The organism is Corynebacterium pygosceleis (assembly GCF_016595275.2).
In the GTDB taxonomy this organism is placed as follows: domain Bacteria; phylum Actinomycetota; class Actinomycetes; order Mycobacteriales; family Mycobacteriaceae; genus Corynebacterium; species Corynebacterium pygosceleis.
In genome coordinates this window covers 109,586-128,070 of sequence record NZ_JAENIQ020000005.1, presented here as the reverse complement: position 1 = coordinate 128,070, position 18,485 = coordinate 109,586, and the positions used below count along the sequence as shown (strand labels likewise).

14 protein-coding genes are annotated in these 18,485 nt (G+C 68.5%); 4 read left to right on the top strand and 10 right to left on the bottom strand.

All coding sequences use genetic code 11. The annotated features are described in order from the left end of the window. The first annotated feature begins 42 nt into the window (after positions 1-42). Both JIM94_RS10490 and JIM94_RS10485 read left to right on the top strand, forming a co-directional pair. Positions 43-828, top strand: a complete 786-nt coding sequence (locus JIM94_RS10490) for an aldose epimerase family protein (RefSeq protein ID WP_200250520.1) — start codon at positions 43-45, stop codon at positions 826-828. 73 nt (positions 829-901) lie between these two features. Beyond that, positions 902-2,293 (top strand): DUF418 domain-containing protein, encoded by a 1,392-nt coding sequence (locus JIM94_RS10485; protein ID WP_200250522.1) that lies wholly within the window; start codon positions 902-904, stop codon positions 2,291-2,293. Here JIM94_RS10485 and JIM94_RS10480 read toward each other — a convergent pair. The 3 genes from JIM94_RS10480 to JIM94_RS10470 all read right to left on the bottom strand — a co-directional run bounded on the left by JIM94_RS10480 (position 2,274) and on the right by JIM94_RS10470 (position 7,990). Further along, the gene (locus JIM94_RS10480; protein WP_200250524.1) at positions 2,274-3,965 is read right to left on the bottom strand and encodes an ATP-binding cassette domain-containing protein; all 1,692 of its coding nucleotides are present in this window, start codon (positions 3,963-3,965) and stop codon (positions 2,274-2,276) included. The genes JIM94_RS10485 and JIM94_RS10480 overlap by 20 nt on opposite strands. Further along, a complete protein-coding gene (locus tag JIM94_RS10475) occupies positions 3,962-6,454 on the bottom strand; it encodes an ABC transporter ATP-binding protein/permease (RefSeq protein ID WP_200250534.1) in 2,493 nt (830 codons plus the stop codon). The genes JIM94_RS10480 and JIM94_RS10475 overlap by 4 nt, the downstream gene beginning before the upstream one ends. 144 nt (positions 6,455-6,598) lie before the next feature. Further along, on the bottom strand, positions 6,599-7,990 hold the full coding sequence (locus JIM94_RS10470) for a YeeE/YedE thiosulfate transporter family protein (protein ID WP_200250544.1): 1,392 nt from the start codon (positions 7,988-7,990) through the stop codon (positions 6,599-6,601). A 226-nt stretch (positions 7,991-8,216) separates the two neighbouring features. On the opposite strand from JIM94_RS10470, the gene JIM94_RS10465 reads away from it, so the two are divergent. Then, positions 8,217-8,870 carry a neocarzinostatin apoprotein domain-containing protein gene (locus tag JIM94_RS10465; protein WP_200250548.1) on the top strand — a complete coding sequence of 218 codons (654 nt, stop codon included), beginning with the start codon at positions 8,217-8,219 and terminating at the stop codon, positions 8,868-8,870. Between the two features lie 74 nt (positions 8,871-8,944). Here the strand turns inward: JIM94_RS10465 and JIM94_RS10460 are convergent, their stop codons facing one another. The 7 genes from JIM94_RS10460 to JIM94_RS10430 all read right to left on the bottom strand — a co-directional run bounded on the left by JIM94_RS10460 (position 8,945) and on the right by JIM94_RS10430 (position 16,889). Continuing rightward, complete coding sequence (locus tag JIM94_RS10460; RefSeq protein ID WP_200250551.1) at positions 8,945-10,423, bottom strand: NAD-dependent succinate-semialdehyde dehydrogenase; 1,479 nt, start codon at positions 10,421-10,423, stop codon at positions 8,945-8,947. 3 nt (positions 10,424-10,426) lie between these two features. Continuing rightward, entirely contained in the window at positions 10,427-11,212 is a 786-nt protein-coding gene (locus tag JIM94_RS10455; RefSeq protein WP_200250552.1) for an HpcH/HpaI aldolase family protein, read from the bottom strand. Continuing rightward, positions 11,197-11,982: a 2-oxo-hept-4-ene-1,7-dioate hydratase gene (gene hpaH, locus JIM94_RS10450; protein ID WP_200250554.1), complete on the bottom strand. Its 786-nt coding sequence runs from the start codon at positions 11,980-11,982 to the stop codon at positions 11,197-11,199. The genes JIM94_RS10455 and hpaH overlap by 16 nt, the downstream gene beginning before the upstream one ends. A gap of 42 nt (positions 11,983-12,024) precedes the next feature. Next, positions 12,025-13,119 carry a 3,4-dihydroxyphenylacetate 2,3-dioxygenase gene (hpaD, locus tag JIM94_RS10445; protein ID WP_267173059.1) on the bottom strand — a complete coding sequence of 365 codons (1,095 nt, stop codon included), beginning with the start codon at positions 13,117-13,119 and terminating at the stop codon, positions 12,025-12,027. Between the two features lie 86 nt (positions 13,120-13,205). Next, the gene (hpaE, locus tag JIM94_RS10440) at positions 13,206-14,705 is read right to left on the bottom strand and encodes a 5-carboxymethyl-2-hydroxymuconate semialdehyde dehydrogenase (protein WP_200250556.1); all 1,500 of its coding nucleotides are present in this window, start codon (positions 14,703-14,705) and stop codon (positions 13,206-13,208) included. After that, positions 14,702-15,400, bottom strand: coding sequence for a GntR family transcriptional regulator (locus JIM94_RS10435; RefSeq protein ID WP_200250558.1), 699 nt, complete (start codon positions 15,398-15,400; stop codon positions 14,702-14,704). Before JIM94_RS10435 ends, hpaE begins: the two co-directional genes overlap by 4 nt. Before the next feature lie 13 nt (positions 15,401-15,413). Further along, a complete protein-coding gene (locus JIM94_RS10430) occupies positions 15,414-16,889 on the bottom strand; it encodes a fumarylacetoacetate hydrolase family protein (protein WP_200250560.1) in 1,476 nt (491 codons plus the stop codon). Positions 16,890-17,020: 131 nt separating this feature from the next. Here JIM94_RS10430 and JIM94_RS10425 point away from each other — a divergent pair, with 131 nt between their 5' ends. Beyond that, positions 17,021-18,394 carry an MFS transporter gene (locus JIM94_RS10425; RefSeq protein ID WP_248085904.1) on the top strand — a complete coding sequence of 458 codons (1,374 nt, stop codon included), beginning with the start codon at positions 17,021-17,023 and terminating at the stop codon, positions 18,392-18,394. The last annotated feature ends 91 nt before the right edge of the window (positions 18,395-18,485 follow it).

The window sequence follows — 18,485 nt, the reverse complement described above, 5'->3', positions numbered from 1 at the left end:
GACTACCGCCCGGAGCTCACGCATGAGGACTAGGTTGGGGGCATGGACACTCAGGATCTCATCACCGCCCACGGCCTGGCCGCGCATCCGGCCGGGGCCCATCTGGTCTCCGCCGGAACCCCGGGAGGGGAACTGCTCTTCGTCAGTTCCGTCACCGGTTGCGGAGCCGGAACCCCGATCCGGGGCGGCGTACCGCTGATCGCACCGTGGTTCGGAACTCTGCTCGGTGAGGAGCCCGCGCACGGTTTCGCCCGCCGGGTGGACTGGGAGTGCAGGGTCACGGGCACCGGGCTGGCAGCTGTTCTGGACCGGGATGACTGGCATCTGACCTTCAGCGCGGATCCGACACCGAACGGGATCTTCGTGGAGTTGTCGGCACGGAACGACGCACCCGGGACCCGCCCCGTGCAGTTGGCGTTCCACCCGTACTTCGGCGTCGGCGACATCGATGACTGCACGGTGACGGGGCTCGACGGTGAGGCGGTCCTGGACCGGGTGACCGGCGCGGACGGCCGCGTCGGGGGTGCGATCACGTTCAACGGTCTGGTCGACCGGATCATCACCGCCCCCGCCGGCCGGACCGCGACACTGACCGACGGCACCCGGACGGTGGACGTGACGGGAAGGGGGACGGATTCGGTCATCGTCTGGAATCCCGGCGCGGAGAACGCTGCGGGCATGCGGGATCTCGGGGAGGGCGAGTGGCGGCGCTTCGTGTGCGTCGAGCCCGCCCTCCTGGGGCCTGATCTCGCGGGTGTCCCGGTGGTACCCGGGGAAACGGTGACCATCGGCATGACCGCGCAGCTCACGGTCCCGGAGCTGGGCTGAGGGCCCTCTCCCACGCTGGTAAGGTTCCACTTCGTCAGCCCGCCAGGCGGGGATGCCAGCGAAGGAGATGCCCGTGTCCCAGGCGAACACCGTCACACAACCACCACCGGCCCCCGTCGGGAACGGGTCGCGGGTCGCGGGCATCGACGTCGCGCGGGCCCTCGCCATCTTCGGGATGATGTTCGCGCACATCGGCGTACCCGGGGATTCCCCCGCCGGCGATGCGGCGCACCTGCTGGCGACGGGCCTGCCCTCCTCGCTGTTCGCGGTGCTCGCCGGTGTCTCACTGGGGTTCATGGGCAGCGCGGGTGCCGCGGCGGGGGGTGAAAACCTGGCTTCCTCGCGGAGCAGGCTCTACGTCCGGGGCATGCTCGTCGTCGCGATCGGGCTGGGTCTGACGTACGTGCAGTCCATGATCGCCGTCGTGCTCATGGCCATAGGGATCGAGATCATCCTGCTCGCGCCGGCGGTGCGCTGGCGGACCCGGACCCTCGTGATCTGGTGGGCGGTGCTGTTTCTCGCGGGCGCCGCGGTGACCACCCTGCTGCGGCTGGGGGACTTCTATCCGGTGCTGATAACCCTCGGTTATCCGCTCCCGGCCTGGCTGCTCTACGGGATCACCGGGATTCTGCTGCACCGACATCTCATCTACTCCGGGCCCCGGAGGTGGACGACCGCGGCGGTGATCGGGGCGGTGGTCGCCGGGCTGGGAACCTGGTGGTGGCGCCTCGACGTGCTCGACATCGGGCACGATTCACCGCCCTTCGACTTCCAGGACCCCAATCTCGCGGTCGCCGGGGATCTGTTCCTCTCCGCGGCTCCGCACAGCGGTGGGCTGGGGGATGTGGTGGTCAGCGTCGGGGCCTCCGTCGCGACAGTCGGGCTCTGCCTGCTGGCGTGCCACGCCCGTCGGGCCGGGGTTCTGCTCTATCCACTGCGTGCCACGGGTTCGATGGCGCTCACGGTCTATGTCGCGCACGTGCTCACCGCGACGATGCTCACGGGGTTCTCCCTCATGGCGTTGATCGGACCCGGGTCCCCCTCCTCGGGTACCGCTGGGCCGGATACCCTCAATGCGGATGCGACGTCCGCCCCGGCCGTGGACGTCCCGGAGGAACCTGCGTGGACGGACTATCAGCGGATCGTCGGTGAGTCGGACAACTGGATGGAGTTCCGGCCCCGCGAGGAGCGCCTGTGGGAGGAGTTCTCCGCCGAGCAGGAACGCCTCTTCGCCCGGTACATCGAGGAACAGGACGACGACGCCGACGCAGGCGCCCCGCTGCCCGCTGCGGAGAGCGGATTCGATCTGGACGGCTTCGCGGTGACGGCCCTCGCGGCGCTGCTGCTGTCCTCCCTGTGGCGGTGGCGGTTCCGCCGGGGCCCGCTCGAGGGTCTGCTGCGGTGGATCATCGGGAAGGCGACCCGCAGCGATCTTCCGCCACGGGTCACACCCGCCAGTCCCTGACCTCCCGCCACCGCCGCTCCATCCGGGCGAAGGCACCGCCTGCGGCGCTCAATTCCTCCCGGGTCCCCGATTCGACGATCCGGCCCTCCGCCATGACCACCACCCGGTCGGCGATCTCCAGCACGGCGGGCCGGTGGGTGACGACGATGGTGGTGCGCTTCCCCTTCACCCGGGCGAGGGACGAGACGATGGCGCGCTCGTTGTGGGCGTCGAGGTTCGCCGTCGCCTCATCGACGACGAGCAGGTCGCCGGGTGCGGCGAGTGCCCGGGCGATGCCGACGCGCTGACGCTCACCACCCGAGAGCCGGTTCCCCGATTCCCCGACCCTCATGTCCGGCTCGTCACCGGATGACCCGGGCACCGTGTCCAGCTGGGCGGCACTGATCACGGCGTCGAGTTCCGGGCCGGTGATCCGGAGGTTGTCCCGGATCGTCGTGTTTCCCAGCACGGTGTCCTGGAACACGGCCGTGGTCATGGACCGCAGATCGGCGGCACTGACCGGCAGCTCCCCCACCGACACGGTGCCGGTCGTCGGTTCGACGAGGCCCGCCAGCACGTCGAGAAGCGTGGATTTGCCGCACCCGGAGGGCCCGACGATGACGGTTGTCGTCCCTGGTTCGAGGTCCAGGTCCACCCCGGCCACCGCGACGGTGCCGTCCGGGTGGGTGACACCGATTCCGCGGGCGCGGAGTGTCCCGGGGGCCGGGCGTCGCCCGGGCACGGTCGTGGGACGCTCGACGAGTTCGCGGAGCTGGCGCAGCGTCGTACCGACGGTGTGGAGGGAACTGGCGAGCATGGACACCGCCGTGATCTGTTCGATGACGCGCATGAGGACGATGACCATCACGGCCGCCTCGACGCCGTCCAGTCGCCCGTCGTCGTACGCCAGCCAGGTCGCCGCGCCGAATCCGAGAAGGGTCAGCTGCAGGGCGGTGCTGGTGAGCATCTGCCCCGGGATCTGCCACAGCAGGAGCCGGCGCACCGCACGGACCCCGCCCGCGACGGCGTCGTCGACGTGGGTCGATCCGCGTTCCACCCTCCCAGCGGTGCGCAGCGCCGGTTGGGCGACGGCGAACTCGACGAGCCGCTCGTCGAGTTCGAGGGTGGCACCGGTGAAGACGTCGTCGGCGCCGCGCTCGATCCTCTCGGACAGCAGTACCGCGCCGAGGAGGAGCACCGCCCCCGCGACGGTGACCGGCGCGAGGCGCCAGTCGATGAACAGGAGCGCGACGGCGAGGAAGCAGGTGAAGGACACGGCGGTCAGGATGGGGGTGATGAGCAGGACGACCATGCTGGTCAGTTCGATGCCCCCGCCGCCGATGAGGGAGCGCAGCTCCGATTTCCGTGCCGGTGTGAGCTCCTCGAGCGGGGTGTCCCTGATCGCCCGGACCCCGTGCCGCCCCACGGCCCGCATGGCGTGCAGTCCGAGCTCGACGCCGGTTCCGGCCGCGCTGCGTTCGATCATCCAGATGGCGGCGGTGACCGCGACCAGCGCCGCGGTCCAGGGGCCCGCGCCTGCGGCGTCACGGTCGAAGAGGTGGTGCAGCAGGGGTATGAGCAGGACGACGGCGGCGACCTGCAGGCCGGAGGAGAGCACGGTCAGTGCGGTGAAGCGGCGGAACGCGGTGGTTCCCGCGGCACCGGTGATGCGGCGGATGTCGGTGACGATCATCGTGTGCTCCCTGCCTTCCAGAGATCGGCGTACGTTCCGTCGGCGGCGATGAGCTGGTCATGGGTCCCGGATTCCGTGATGCGTCCGTCCCTCATGACGATGATCCGATCGGCGCCGGTCACGGTGTGCAACCGGTGGGCGATCATGAGGACGGTCTTCCCCTCAAGCAGCCGGTCGAGGCCCCGGCGGATCGCCCATTCGCTCTCCGGGTCGGCGGAGGCCGTCGCCTCGTCGAGCACCACGATGTCGGTGTCTGCGAGCAGGGCCCGCGCCACACCGATCCGTTGCCGTTGCCCTCCGGACAGACGGTTGCCGTCGATGACGGTGTCGTAGCCGTCCGGGAGCGTGTCGATGAAATCGGCGATGCCGACCGCCTCGGCGGCGGCGACGATCCTGTCGCGGTCCGCACCCGGTGCCGCGAGCGCGATGTTCTCCGCCACACTGGTGTGCAGCAGCTGCACGTCCTGCAGCAGGACGCTCACCTTGCCGTAGAGCTCCTTCTGGCTGAGGTCGCGGATGTCGCGGCCGTCGATGCTGATGGACCCGCCGTCGACGTCCCACAGCCTGGCGAGCAGGGCGGCGACGGTGGATTTTCCGGCACCCGAATCACCGACGACGGCGGTGACCGTGCCGGGCTCGAGGGTCAGCGAAAAATCCGGGAGGACGGGCCGGCCTGGCCCGTAGCCGAAGCGGACGTGGTCGAAGACAACGTGGCCTGGGTGCCCCGGGCGGTCCGCGGGTTCCGCGAGGGTGGGCGTGGCGAGCAGGAGGTCGAGTCCGGCGACCGCGTTGAGGCCCTGCTGAAGGGCGCCGATGCTGTGGGAGAACGCGAGCAGCTGGCCCGCGAAGGAGGTCCCGAGGATGAGGAAGGGAATCAGGTCCGTCGGGTCGATCCAGCCGACGAGGAGGAACAGCCACGCCGCGGTGCAGAGCAGGGCGATGACAGTGGCCGGGCGGTTGAGCATGACCATCGTGACCTTCGCCGGGGCGGTGTCGTGCTGCCAGGTGCTGACGAAATCGTCGATCTCGCGCATGGTGCCGTCGACGTCGACGATCGCGTCGTCGCCGAAGATGCGGGATTCCCGTTGGGTCTCGAGGTGCGTCTGCACCACGGCGTTGGCCTCCGCGACGAGTCGTTGGGAGGTGTGGAACCGATCCCTGTCGCGGGCCATCATGCGCGACATGACCACGATGAAGAGCACGACGGGGATGAGCAGCACGAGGCCGAGTCGCCACTGCACGCTCATGAGGTAGACGAGGACGGCGACGGGCGTGACCGCTGCCGCGACGACCTCCGGGACGGCGTGGGTGACGAGGTGATGCAGCGCGGCGACGTCACCACCGATCAGTTTCCGTACGCCCGCCGATTCCCGCCGGTTGAACCAGCCGAGGGGCAACCGCGTGACCTTCTCCATGAGCCTGAGCCGCAGGGCCGCGGCGAAGTGTGCGTCGTAGAAGTGGAGGACCGTGGTCAGCGCAACGGCACCGAAGCCGCTGATCCCCATCACCACGAGGGCGGTGACCGCGGCCCGGAGGAAGTCCTGTTCCGGTGCGCCGTCCAGGAACATCTGCGCGATGTGGGCGAACAGGATCAGCGGGACGATCTGCAGCACCGACAGGCACCCCTGGGCGATCCCGGAGAGGATCAGGGCGGTCCTCGCACCGGCGAGCACGCCCCGCGTCGGTGTCGCCGGCGTCGTGGCTGCGTCGTGCGGTGATGCGTGCCGTTCCGGTGGGTCGGTGTCTCGGTAGGCGCCCATGGCCCGCCCACGGATCCAGTAGCCCTGCGCGTGGAGCAGCGCCTTCGTCACCCCGCATTCCCGCCGGAGATAGGTTCGGGCGTGCCTGACGGAGGTGGATTCCGCGGTGAGCCAGGTGAACCAGCCGGACCAGTCTCCGCCCCGTATCGCCTGCACGAGCGCCTGCCCGTCGGGGAGGGCGTCGACCCAGTTCGCGGTGATGTTGTCCCCCTCCGGAAGCGGGAGCCGTTCGTCAGGCTCGCTGTTCTTCTCCAGGTGGATGACGACGGGCACCGAGGGGTCGATCGCGGCGGCGATGTCGCAGATCGCGGGGTAGCCGGAAGCGTCACCGAGGAGAAGATAGCCGGGCGGCTGCGGATCGAGCTGGACGAAGGGTTCCTCCGACATCCGCATCGCGCTGATCTCCGCGCCGGCTTCCGCGTGCCTGGCCCAGTGGGAGGCGGGGCCGGCGGGTTCGTGGAGGACGAACTCGAGGGTGAACTCGCCGGTGGCAGGATCGGCGTCCCTGATGGTGTAGCCGCGCTGGAATTCCTTCGCTCCCCCGCCCGGATCCGGGAACCACGCCCGGATCCAGGCTCCCGGCTTCTCCCCCTCGGGGTGGAGCAGGGTGTCGGACCTGAGTCGGAGCCGGAGGTAGTTGTCGGTGACCCACTCTCTGCCAATGAGGCGGACCCTGTGGTCCTTCGCCCCCATCGCCTTCATGATCGAACCGGATACGCCTTTGCCCATGCATGGTCTCCCGTGTGTGCCGCGGAGCTGGATTCACCGCAGTTTCCTGCGTCGTGAGCGTGAGAATACACAAGAGGTGAGCCTATCCTCATCATTTGTGTCTGCGGGGGCACTCCCGCCGGACCGAATGGTGGGTGGGTGCGATCACCCCTTCCGCACCTTGATCCGCCAGCCGGCGTCCCCGGTGGCCCGGAACTCGGTCACCTCGTGCCCCGCTTCGGCCGCCCAGCGCGGAATCGCGTCGGTGGCCTGGGTGCAGTCGAAGTCGATGACCAGCGTCTGCCCCGAGCGCAGTTCATCCATCGCGGAGACGGCCTCGATCAGCGGGAACGGGCACACGGCTCCGAGGGTGTCCAGGGCATACTCCCCCGGGGCGACCTCGGCGGGTCCCGCCGGGGCGGACTGCTGCTCCCGGACCTTCAGCGCGACCGGCGCGACGGCGTACGCGGGGGCGGACACGGACGTGGTGGTGGCCTCCGGGTGGGCGGCGCGTCCGTCGACGCTCTCGTCTGTGCTGTAGGTTCCGGTCGCCGTCTTCCGCCCGGAGGGCTTCAGCCAGATCTTCGCGGCGACGCCGACGCCGACGGCGAAGAACGCGAGCGCCACCCAGCCCTGGTAGGTGAACAGGGAGGTCTGGACCATGCCGTTGCCGACGGTGCAACCACCCGCCCAGCTGGCACCGACGCCCATCCCGATGCCGCCGACCACGGCACGCGACGAGGTCCGGGCGTCGGGCACACGGACGCGGAACTCACCGGAGACTTTCGCCGCGACGAGTGCCCCGCCCAGGATTCCGAGGACGAGGAGCGCACCCCAGTCGAGGAAGGAGCCGTCCCCGGTGACGATGTAGTTGGCGACGTTCTTCGACGGTGTCGTGATGCCGAGGCCGTCGTTGCGGCCGGTCGCCGCGGACAGTGGCCAGGCGATGACTCCGATGATTCCGATGATCACCGCGGCGAGGTACACGTGCAGCGGCCTGCGGTGCAGCGGCTGCGCCAGGGCCACCGGGCGGGGACCGGTGAATTCCTCCTGGAGGAAGCGCGCCGCGAGGTAGGCGGTCAGTGCCCCGAGACCGGCGACGAACCACCAGGGGGAGAGCCCGAAAGTGGCGGGCACGGTGGTCTGGTTGACCGTGAACTGCCCGAGCCAGGCGTTGACCCCGCTCAGCGGGCCGGTCTTCATCGCGGCGGCGGACAGCGCGTATCCGACCAGGGCGAGCCAGGAACCGACGAGCCCCTCCCCCGCGCGGTACCACGTGCCCGAGGCGCAGCCGCCGGCGAGAACGATGCTGACACCGAAGATGAAGGCGCCGACGATGACGGCGGGTGCGAAGGGCGAGTATTCGGGTGTGATGACCCCGGCCGAGGTGAGCGCCGTGAGTCCGATGGCATGGACGGAGATGACGATGAGCAGTGCGGTGAACGGACGCCACGTGCCGCGGGTGAAGATGTCGCGGAGCATGCCCGTCACGCAGAACCTGCCGCGCTGCATGACCGCGCCGAGTACGGCGCCGAGTATGAGTCCGGTGATGGGCATGGGAACCTCCTGGGGGTCTTCTGGTGTGTCCGGTCCGTCGGTGTCCGGGAGTGACCGACGCCAGAACTATACCGTTCTGTCTATTTTTTGTGAACCTATTTGTTCACTCCCGGTCTGTGTCCACCACCTCATCTCCCCGACGGCACCGCCGCACACCGGAGCCACCGGGCAGGCGTTACAATTCGGCCGGAACCACACCGGGCACCATCCGGACCGTCCGTGGGCCATGTGGTGGATCACCGACATTCCGGTTCCCGCCACGCTGTCGCTGTACAACGAAAGGCACAAACTCATGCGCAGAATCCTCTCGAACCGCACCGTCGCGTTCACCGCGGCGTCCCTCATCGCCGCAGCCCCCCTCGCGGCCTGCTCGAACTCCGAGACGGAGTCGACCACCGACCCGACCAAGGTCGACGCCAGCATCTCCGAGATGAGTGAGTCCGCGTCCGAGGGGATCTCCGAGATCGAGTCGGAGCTGTCCCCGGAGCCCTCCTCGACCGCCGCCGCGGCGTCTGACGTGGAGGTCACCGTCGACAAGGCCGACGGGATCAAGACCGGCGACACCCTCACCGTGGAGGTCACCGGCCTGAACCCGGAGGCCGGCTACTACGCCGCCGTCTGCGCGGCGCAGACCCCGGGCGGCGCACCCGTTCCGGTCTGCACGGGCGAGATGGGCGACGTCGAGAGCCAGGCCTGGCTGCAGAACGAACGTGGCACCGCGACGATCTCCGGGGACGGCGCCTCATCCTTCAGCATCACGGCCAACTCCACCGGCGAAGGCGTCGACTGCCTCACCGATGACTGCGTGCTCAAGATCTTCGGCGACCACTCCGAGGGTTTCAAGGACGTCGCCGAGGTTCCGGTGACCTTCGCCTCCTGACCCCGGCCCGACACGGGAGAACAGGGGGAGGGCCACCCGGATGGGTGCCCCTCCCCCTGTTCCGTCGGGAGACCTCAGGCGTAGGGGTCCGCGACACCGATGTACTGGACACTGGTGTACTCGTCGAGCCCCTCCGCCCCGCCCTCCCGGCCGAGTCCGGACTGCTTGACCCCGCCGAAGGGTGCCGCCGCGTTCGAGATGACACCGGCGTTGAATCCCATCAGACCGAAGTCGAGACCGTCCGCCATCCGGTACATCCGTGACGCGTCGGCGGTGAACACGTAGGACGCGAGTCCGTACTCCGTGTCATTCGCCAGGGCCAGTGCCTCTGCCTCGTCGCGGAAGGTGGTGACCGGTGCGACGGGGCCGAAGATCTCCTCGGTGAGAACCCGCGCGCCTGCGGGAACATCGACCAGTACGGTCGGCGGGTAGAACCAGCCGGGCCCCGGAACGGGACGACCTCCGGTGAGCACCTTCGCTCCGCGTTCGACGGCGTCCCCGACCAGTCCCGCGACCCGGTCCCGGGTCTCCTCCGAGATCAACGGCCCGCAGGTGACACCGGGTTCCAGGCCGTTTCCGAGCCTGACGGTGTTCATCCGCTCAGCGAACAGGGCCGAGAAATGGTCGACCACCTTCTCGTGCACGAGGAACCTGTTCGCCGCCGTGCACGCCTCACCGATGTTGCGCATCTTCGCCGCCATCGCACCGGCGACCGCAGCCTCGACATCGGCGTCGTCGAAGACGATGAACGGGGCGTTTCCGCCCAGTTCCATCGAGGTACGCAGCACACCGTCCGCGGCCTGCCGCAGCAGCAGCTTCCCGACGCGGGTCGACCCGGTGAAGGACACCTTGCGCAGGCGGTCATCGGCGAGCAGCGGAGCCGACACCGCCGCGGGATCAGCTCCGGGCAGTACCGAGAGGACACCGGCGGGCAGGCCCGCGTCCATCAGGGTCTGCGCGAGGAACTGGCTGGTGAGAGGAGTCAGATCCGCCGGTTTGAGGATCATGGTGCACCCGGCGGCGACCGCCGGGGCGATCTTTCTCGTCGCCATGGCGAGCGGGAAGTTCCACGGGGTGATGAGCAGACACGGGCCCACGGGCTTGCGCCGGGTGAGCATCCGCAGTCCGCCCTCGGGGGCGGTGTCGAAACGTCCGTGGTCCCTGACCGTTTCCTCGGCGAACCAGCGCAGGTACTCGGCACCGTAGGCGACCTCGCCACGGGCCTCGGCGAGGGGTTTGCCCATCTCGAGCGTCATCAGGGTGGCGAACTGTTCCGTCCGTTCACGAACCAGATCGAAGGCACGACGGAGAATCTCCGACCGTTCCCTGGCCGGGGTCCGGGCCCAGTCGCCCTGGACCCGACAGGCCACGTCGAGGGCCGCGCGTGCATCGTTCTCCCCCGCCGAGGCGAGGGTCGCGAGGTGTTCCTCCGTCGCCGGATTGAACACGTCGAAGGTCGCCCCGTCGGCGGCGTCGGTGAAGCGGCCGTCGATCAGCAGTCCCGTGGGAACGCTCCGCACCAGGGCGGAGACACCGGTGGTGTCGATGTCCATCCCTCAGCCCTCCCCGGTGAACTCACCGAGCAGCGTGCGCGACGCGGTGGCCGCGAGTTGGACGTCGGCACCGATGTTGACGAAGTCGGCCCCCGCATCCAGGTACCGGCGCGCCTGGTCGGTGTCGAAGGCGTTGACGCCGACGAACGTGCCCGCCTCCTTCGCCGCCCGCATGGCGCGGGACACCGCGTCGAGGACGTCCGGGTGGGACTGCTGGCCGATGACGCCCATCGAGGCGGCGAGGTCGGACGGGCCGATGAACACGGCGTCGACCCCGTCCACGGACGCGATCCCGGCGGCGTTGTCCACCGCCTGCGGCGACTCGATCTGCACGATGCAGCTCACGGTGTCCGAGGCGGTCCCGAGGTAGTCCGGCACCGCGTTCCACCGGGAGGACCGGGCCAGTGCGCTGCCCACACCACGGACGCCCCGGGGCGGGTAGTGCATCGCGGCGACGGCCGCTTCCGCGTCCTCCCGCGTGTGCACCATCGGCACCATGATCGACTGCGCACCGAGGTCGAGGTACTGCTTGATCAGGGCTGTGTCGAGCACCGGCACCCGCACGACCGGGGCCACCGGGTAGGCGGCGACCGCACGGAGGAGACCTGCGATCGTCTCCAGTCCGATCGGGGAATGCTCGCCGTCGATGAGCAGCCAGTCCGCCCCGCTGCAGGCCATGATCTCGGCCATCGCGGGCGAACCGGAGCAGACCCACAGGCCGGTGAGCGGGCCGTCCGCCCGGTCGAGCCGGCGGCCGAAGGGTTCGGGGAGGTTCACTCGAAACGACATGTCACGCTCCCCAGCTCGCCGTAGTCGGCGTGAACGGTGTCCCCGGGTTCCACCCACATCGGGCGGGTGAAGGAGCCCGCGAGGATGAGCTCCCCGGGTTCCAGATGGTCCCCGTGTTCGGCGAGCTTGTTGGCCAGCCACGCGACGCCGGTTGCGGGATGCCCCAGCACGGCGGCGGCGACGCCGGTCTCCTCGATGGTCTCGTTGCGGTAGAGCAGTGCCGGGATCCAGCGCAGGTCCACCGCGTCGGGGGCGACGGGGCGACCGCCGTAGACCATCGCCCCCATGGCGGCGTTGTCACTGATGGTGTCGACGATGGTGCGCCCCTCCATCTCGATGCGCGACGACAGGATCTCCAGTGCCGGCACCACGTACTCGGTGGCACGCAGCACATCGAAGATCGTGCAGTCCGGTCCGCGCAGCGCCTCCTTCAGTTTGAAGGCCAGCTCGACCTCGATGCGGACATTGGAGAACTGTCCGTGTTCGATCACCGATCCGGACTCGTGGACCATGTCCGCGAAGATCGCCCCGTAGTCGGGTTCGGTGATGCCGGTGGCGACCTGCATCACCTTGCTGGTCAGCCCGATCTTGCGGCCGACCGGGCGGCGCCCTTCGGCGATGCCGCGACGGCGCCACTCGTTCTGCACGGCGTAGGAGTCCTCCACCGTCATGTCCTTGTGGCGCGCGGTGAGCAGCGGGATCATCGTGCGGTTGTTCTCGGCGTCACGGAGTTCGTCCGCGATCGCCTCAATGGTCTTCCTGTCGAGCATGGTGCCTCCTGCGTGGGCCGGGTGTTCGGGGAGTCGGTGGGTCTAGAGCTGGTGGCCCAGCTTGTACTCGCCCTTCTTCCAGTCCGGCATCTCGCCCTCCTCCTCGGAGCGGGTGTAGGAGAAGCCGTCGGCGCCGATGGTCTGTTCCATCTCGGAGGCGTCGGTGCGCTCCACGAGGGGGACGAGGTTGCCGTCGAGGTCGAGGACCCGGGAGGCGTCGGTGTACCAGCTCGGGACGACGGGGGTTCCCCACCAGTCACGGCGCTGGTTGTCGTGGACGTCCCAGGTCACGCGCGGGTTGTCGGGGTCACCGGTGTAGTAGTCCTGCGTGTAGATCTCGACGCGGTGGCCGTCCGGGTCGCGCAGGTAGAGGTAGAAGGCGTTGGACACACCGTGGCGTCCGGGGCCGCGCTCGATGCGGTCGGACAACCGCAGGGCACCCATCTTGTCGCAGATCGCCAGGATGTTGTGCTTCTCGTGGGTGGCGAAGGCGACGTGGTGCATGCGCGGACCGTCACCGCCGGTCATGGCGGTGTCGTGGACGGTGGGCTTGCGGCGCATCCATGCGGCGTAGACGGTTCCGTCGCCGTCCTGGATGTCCTCGGTCACACGGAAGCCGAGATCCTCCATGTACTTGACGGCCTTCGGTACGTCCGGGGTGACCTGGTTGAAGTGGTCGAGACGGACGAGCGCGCCGGGGGTGTAGAGGTCGTAGCGCCAGCAGAGCCGCTCGACGTGTTCGACGTCGAAGAAGAACTCGTAGGGGAAACCGAGCGGGTCCTGGACGCGGACGGAGTCACCGATGCCGCGGACGAATCCCTCGGGGTTCCGCTCGACGCGGCAACCGAGTTCGCGGTAGAACGCCTCGGCGCGGTCGAGGTCCTCGGGGCTGCGGACGCGGTAGCTGAACACCCCGACGGCTGCGGTGTCGCCCTTGCGCAGGATGAGGTTGTGGTGGATGAACTCCTCCATGGAGCGGAGGTAGATCGCCTCATCGTCCTCGTGGGTGACCACGAGGTCGAGAACGTCGACGTAGAAGTCACGGGAGCGCTTCAGATCGGTGACGACGAGTTCCATGTACGCGCAGCGCAGGACGTCCGGCGGCGGGGAGGTCGGGGTGGCGATGGGGTTGGACACGGTGTTCTCCTTGTTTCTCGGGGTGGGCCGCCCGTCGAGGTCCGTCGGGGAGGACGTCGGTGGGGCGGGACGGTGGATGGGGTCGGTCAGTCCTGCTTGCCGAAGACGGGGTTGTGGACCTCGCCGAGGTTGATGTGGACGGCCTGCTGGTCGGTGTAGAAGTCGATGGAGCGGTAGCCGCCCTCGTGTCCGAGACCGGAGGCCTTCACGCCGCCGAACGGGGTGCGCAGGTCGCGGACGTTGTTGGAGTTGAGCCAGACCATTCCGGCCTCGACGTTCTGGGCGAAGTTGTGTGCGCGCTTGAGGTCGCCGGTCCAGACGTAGGCGGCGAGACCGTAACGCGTGTTGTTCGCCAGCTCGAGGGCCTCGTCCTCGGTGTCGAAGGGGGTGATGGCGACGACGGGTCCGAAGATCTCCTCCTGGAAGATGCGGGCGTCGGCGGGGACGTCGGCGAAGACGGTGGGCTGGACGAAGTTGCCGTTCTCGAAGCCCTCGGGGCGGCCGCCACCGGCGACGAGACGGCCCTCGGACTTGCCGAGTTCGACGTAGGACATGACCTTCTCGAAGTGTTCGGGGTGGACGAGTGCGCCGACCTCGGTGGCGGGGTCGGAGGGCAGACCGACCTTCACGCGCTTGGCCTGGGCGGCGTAGCGCTCGACGAACTCGTCGTAGATGGAGCGCTCGACGAGGATGCGGGAGCCCGCGGTGCAGCGCTCGCCGTTGAGGGAGAACACACCGAAGATGGTGGCGTTGATGGCCTCGTCGAGGTCGGCGTCGGCGAAGACGATTGCCGGGGACTTGCCGCCGAGTTCCATGGACAGGCCCTTGAGGTGGGGTGCGGCGTTCCCGAAGATGATCTGGCCGGTGCGCGATTCACCGGTGAAGGAGATCAGCGGGACATCGGGGTGCTTGACCAGTGCGTCACCGGCGGATTCACCGAATCCGTTGACGAGGTTGAACACACCGGCGGGTACACCGGCCTCCTCGAAGATCCCGGGCCAGAGGCTCGCGGACAGCGGGGTGAACTCGGCGGGCTTGAGCACCACGGTGTTGCCGGTGGCCAGCGCGGGCGCGAGTTTCCAGGACTCCAGCATGAACGGGGTGTTCCAGGGGGTGATCAGGCCGGCGACACCGATCGGTTTACGGTTGACGTAGTTGATCTGGCGGCCGGGGACCTTGAAGGAGTCGTCGGTCTGGGCGACGATGAGGTCGGCGAAGAAGCGGAAGTTCTCGGCCGCGCGCCGTGCCTGGCCCTTGGCCTGGGTGATCGGGAGCCCGGAGTCGAAGGACTCCATCTCCGCGAGTTCGGCGTCGCGGGATTCGACGATGTCCGCGACGCGCATGAGGATACGGGCCCGTTCGCGGGGGAGCATCCTCGGCCAGGGGCCTTCGTTGAACGCCACGGTGGCGGCGTCGACGGCGGCCTCGATGTCGGCCTTCTTGCCGGAGGCCGCCTGGATGTAGGTCTCGTTGGTGACGGGGTCCAGCACGTCGAAGGTGTCGCCGTCGATGGAGTCGACGAACTCACCGTTGATGTAGTGGCGGATCCTGTCGGGGAGGTTGGCGGGAAGTCGGTCGTTGCTCATCTGTCTGTGGTGTCCTTCTTCTTGTCGGCGTTCAGGTAGTGGTCGAGTGTGGTGAGCCGGTGCTGGCGGACGAGTTTCTCTATGTACTCGGGATCTGCACCGACCTCGATCATCGTGATGATCCGGGAGTGTTCCGCGACGGATTCCGCGGCACGGTCGGGGACGAACGCGAAGATCGATTCGCGGAGGTGGTTGAGCCGTGCCCACTCCTGGGTCACCAGGTCGATGAGGTGGCGGTTGGGGCACCTCCCGACGAGGGTTCTGTGGAATTTCCGGTTGAGCACGGTGAACTCCACCGGGTCGAACTCCCGGAGGGTCGCCTCCATCTTCTCGTTGAGTTCCCTGGCCTTGGCCAGTTCTCCGGAGGTGAGGTAGGGCGCGGCGAGTGCGGTGGCCGTGCCCTCCAGGACCGCGAGGGTCTGCATGCAGTCGAGGTACTGGTTCCGGTCGATCATCCGCACCTTCGCACCGACGTTGCGTTCGAAGGTGACCAGTCCCTCGGCCTCGAGCTGCCGGATCGCCTCCCGGACGGGAACCACGGAGACCCCGAGTTCCTCGGCGATCGCCGAGAGAACCAGACGGTGTCCGGGTGCGAGTTCACCCGACGAGATCTTCGAGCTGATCAGTCTGTGCGCCTGCTCCGTCTTGGAGAGTTTCGTCGGGTCGGACCCGCCGGCGGCTGCCGGAAGATTCATCGTCGCCGCTCCCCTATCCGTCTTCCCCGGCGGACTCGGCGTTGTAGCGTTCACGCCACCGCCCGGTCGGGGGGAACAGGCCGTCCACGGGGTTGCCCTCCGCGACACGCTCGGCGACCCACTCGTCCTCCCGTTCCTTGGCGAGTGCCGCATCGGCGACCTCTTCGGCGAGATCCCGGGGGATCACGATCACGCCGTCGTCGTCGCCGACGATGATGTCGCCGGGCAGGACGGTCGCGTTGCCGCAGGCGATCGCGGTGTCCGATTCCCAGGGGACGTGCCGGCGCCCGAGTACCGCGGGGTGCGCCCCACGCCCGAAGACGGGAAGCCCGATCTCACGGACCGGTTCGTGGTCACGGATGCCGCCGTCTGTGACGATACCGGCGGCACCGAGGCACTTCGCGCGGAGGGCGAGCACGTCACCGAGGGTCCCGGACTCGGGTTCGTTGCGTGCCTCGATGACGAGGACCTGTCCGGGTCGGAGTGCATCGAAGGCGCGCTTCTGGGCGTTGTATCCGCCGCCGTGCGACTTGAACAGGTCCTCGCGACCGGGGAGGAAGCGCAGGGTCTTGGCGACCCCGACCATCTTCGTGCCCCGGGTCTGCGGGTGCACCCCCTCGATCACGACCTGGTTCAGGCCACGGGAGCGCAGCTGCGCGGACAGTCCCGCGGTGGGTGCCTCCATCAGCTTCGCGCGGAGTTCCTCACTGATCGCGGTGGGGTCCTCGGGCAGACCGGCGGCCTCCCTGGAACCCCACGCCTCCTCACGCTGCCTGTCGTCGATGGCGGGGGTCATGCCGATCCCGGGATCGACCTTCCCCCGCCCCTGCTCCACGGTGGTGCGCAGTTTTCCGGAGGTGGGGTGCCCGTCAACCCCGGGAGCGTCGACCTCGACCTCGACGACGTCCCCGGGCGCGATGACCGTCGAACCGGCGGGGGTGCCGGTGAGGATCACGTCACCCTCGTCGAGGGTGAAGTGCTGGGAGAGGTCGGCGACGAACTGCGCGAGGGGGAAGATCAGGTCCTTCTCCGTGGTGCCGCCCTCCTGGGCGAGTTCACCGTTGACCCAGGTGCGGATACGGAGTTCGGTCGGGTCGACGGTGCGTGCGTCGATGAGTTCGGGGCCGATCGGGGTGAACCCGTCCCGGCTCTTGGATCGGGTGTTGGACCCCTTGTCCTGGGCACGCCAGTCGTAGACACCGAGGTCGTTGGAGGCGGTGACCCAGGCGACGTGGTCCCACGCCTCGTCCAGACCGACGTTTCGTGCGGGACGTCCGATGACCAGTGCTATCTCACCCTCGAAAGCCAGGAGTTCGCAGCCTTCGGGGCGGGTGACGACATCACCGGAGGCCCCCAGCGAGCTGGGGGCCTTGAGGAAGTAGGAGGGGCGGGCGGGACGCCGGCCGCGCTGATCGGCACGGGAGAAGAAGGCGGTGTGGACCGCGATGATCTTCCCCGGTGTGACGGGTAGGGGCTGGGGGTGATTCACAGATCCTCCTTGTTTGGGTCTTGATCCCTGACCGAGATCGTATATGATCCGGTGTCAGACCGGCAAGTAACGCAGGACACATTTCGACACCGAGATATTCCAGACCACAGATTGAGCCCAGAGGAGACTCCGTGCACCATTCACCCCCCGCAGAGACGATCACCCCCGTACGGGACACCGAACACAGGCGCGTCGCCGCGGCGACGATCATCGGCACCGCGATCGAGTGGTACGACTACTTCCTCTACGCCATGGCCGCGGCCCTGGTCTTCCGCCAGCTCATGTTCAGCGGACTGAGCTCCGGGGCGTCGACCATCGTCGCCTTCCTCACCGTCGGCATCAGCTTCCTCTTCCGCCCCCTCGGGGCCTTCCTCGCGGGCCACTACGGGGACAAGATCGGCCGCCGCAAGGTCCTCATGCTGACCCTCATCGTGATGGGCACGGCCACCGCACTGATCGGCCTGCTCCCCACCTACGAGACGATCGGCGCAGCCTCCCCGATCCTGCTCATCACCCTGCGCATCATCCAGGGCATCTCCGCGGGTGGCGAGTGGGGCGGAGCCGTCCTCATGGCCGTCGAACACGCACCGGCGCACCAGCGGGGCATCTACGGGGCATGCCCCCAGATCGGCGTCCCCGCAGGCCTGCTCCTGGCCTCGGGCGTGCTCGCGGTGATGAGTCAGATCGCCCCCGGCGACGCGTTCCTCGCGTGGGGCTGGCGCGTCCCCTTCCTGCTGTCCTTCCTGCTGATCGCCGTCGGCGCCTGGATCCGCCACAGCGTCGAGGAATCCCCCGTGTTCGTCGAGATGGCGGAGCTCGCGGAAACCGAGTCCGCACCGGTCAAGACCCTGTTCCGCAACCATTTCCCGCTGGTCGTCGTCGCGGCGCTGATCTTCGCCGGCAACTCGGCAGTCGGCTACATGACCACCGGCGGCTACATCCAGGGGTACGCGACGGACCCCGAGGGGCCGGTCGGACTCTCCCGCGATGACGTCCTGTGGGCCGTGACGGGCTCCGCCGTCACCTGGCTCATCTTCACCCTGTTCGCCGGCTGGCTCAGCGACCGCATCGGCCGCCGCACCTCCTACATCATCGGCTTCATCCTCCAGTTCCTCGGCGTTCTCGTCGTCTTCCCGCTGGTCAACACCGCGAACGTCGGGCTCTTCTTCCTCGGCATCGGGTTCCTGACCCTCGGACTCGGCCTGACGTACGGCCAGCAGGCGGCGCTCTACGCCGAGATCTTCCCCGCCTCCATCCGCTTCTCGGGGGTGTCCATCTCCTACGCCATCGGCGCGATCGTGGGTGGCGCCTTCGCCCCGATGATCGCGGCCTGGCTGTTCCAGACCACCGGCACAACCACCGCCGTCACCGTCTACCTGGGCGGGATGACGCTGATCGGACTGGCCGCGGTCCTCTCCCTCCGGGACCGCTCCGGAATTCCGCTCGGCCCCGAGCACGAAGCGGAACAGAACGTCAGCCCCATCCGTTGGCTCTCACGCACCTAACCCCCCTTTCGGGTGTGGTGCAGAAATGAATGAGATGGATCACAGAAAAGTCAGATCATATCTGATCCGCACCGACCCGATCATCCACACC

What these genes read in the sequence shown, in the direction of transcription:
- JIM94_RS10490 (WP_200250520.1), top strand. Translation starts at nt 43, where the DNA reads ATGGACACTCAGGATCTCATCACCGCCCACGGCCTGGCCGCGCATCCG.
- JIM94_RS10480 (WP_200250524.1), bottom strand. Translation starts at nt 3,965, where the DNA reads ATGATCGTCACCGACATCCGCCGCATCACCGGTGCCGCGGGAACCACC.
- JIM94_RS10475 (WP_200250534.1), bottom strand. Translation starts at nt 6,454, where the DNA reads ATGGGCAAAGGCGTATCCGGTTCGATCATGAAGGCGATGGGGGCGAAG.
- JIM94_RS10470 (WP_200250544.1), bottom strand. Translation starts at nt 7,990, where the DNA reads ATGCCCATCACCGGACTCATACTCGGCGCCGTACTCGGCGCGGTCATG.
- JIM94_RS10465 (WP_200250548.1), top strand. Translation starts at nt 8,217, where the DNA reads ATGTGGTGGATCACCGACATTCCGGTTCCCGCCACGCTGTCGCTGTAC.
- JIM94_RS10460 (WP_200250551.1), bottom strand. Translation starts at nt 10,423, where the DNA reads ATGGACATCGACACCACCGGTGTCTCCGCCCTGGTGCGGAGCGTTCCC.
- JIM94_RS10455 (WP_200250552.1), bottom strand. Translation starts at nt 11,212, where the DNA reads ATGTCGTTTCGAGTGAACCTCCCCGAACCCTTCGGCCGCCGGCTCGAC.
- hpaH (WP_200250554.1), bottom strand. Translation starts at nt 11,982, where the DNA reads ATGCTCGACAGGAAGACCATTGAGGCGATCGCGGACGAACTCCGTGAC.
- hpaE (WP_200250556.1), bottom strand. Translation starts at nt 14,705, where the DNA reads ATGAGCAACGACCGACTTCCCGCCAACCTCCCCGACAGGATCCGCCAC.
- JIM94_RS10435 (WP_200250558.1), bottom strand. Translation starts at nt 15,400, where the DNA reads ATGAATCTTCCGGCAGCCGCCGGCGGGTCCGACCCGACGAAACTCTCC.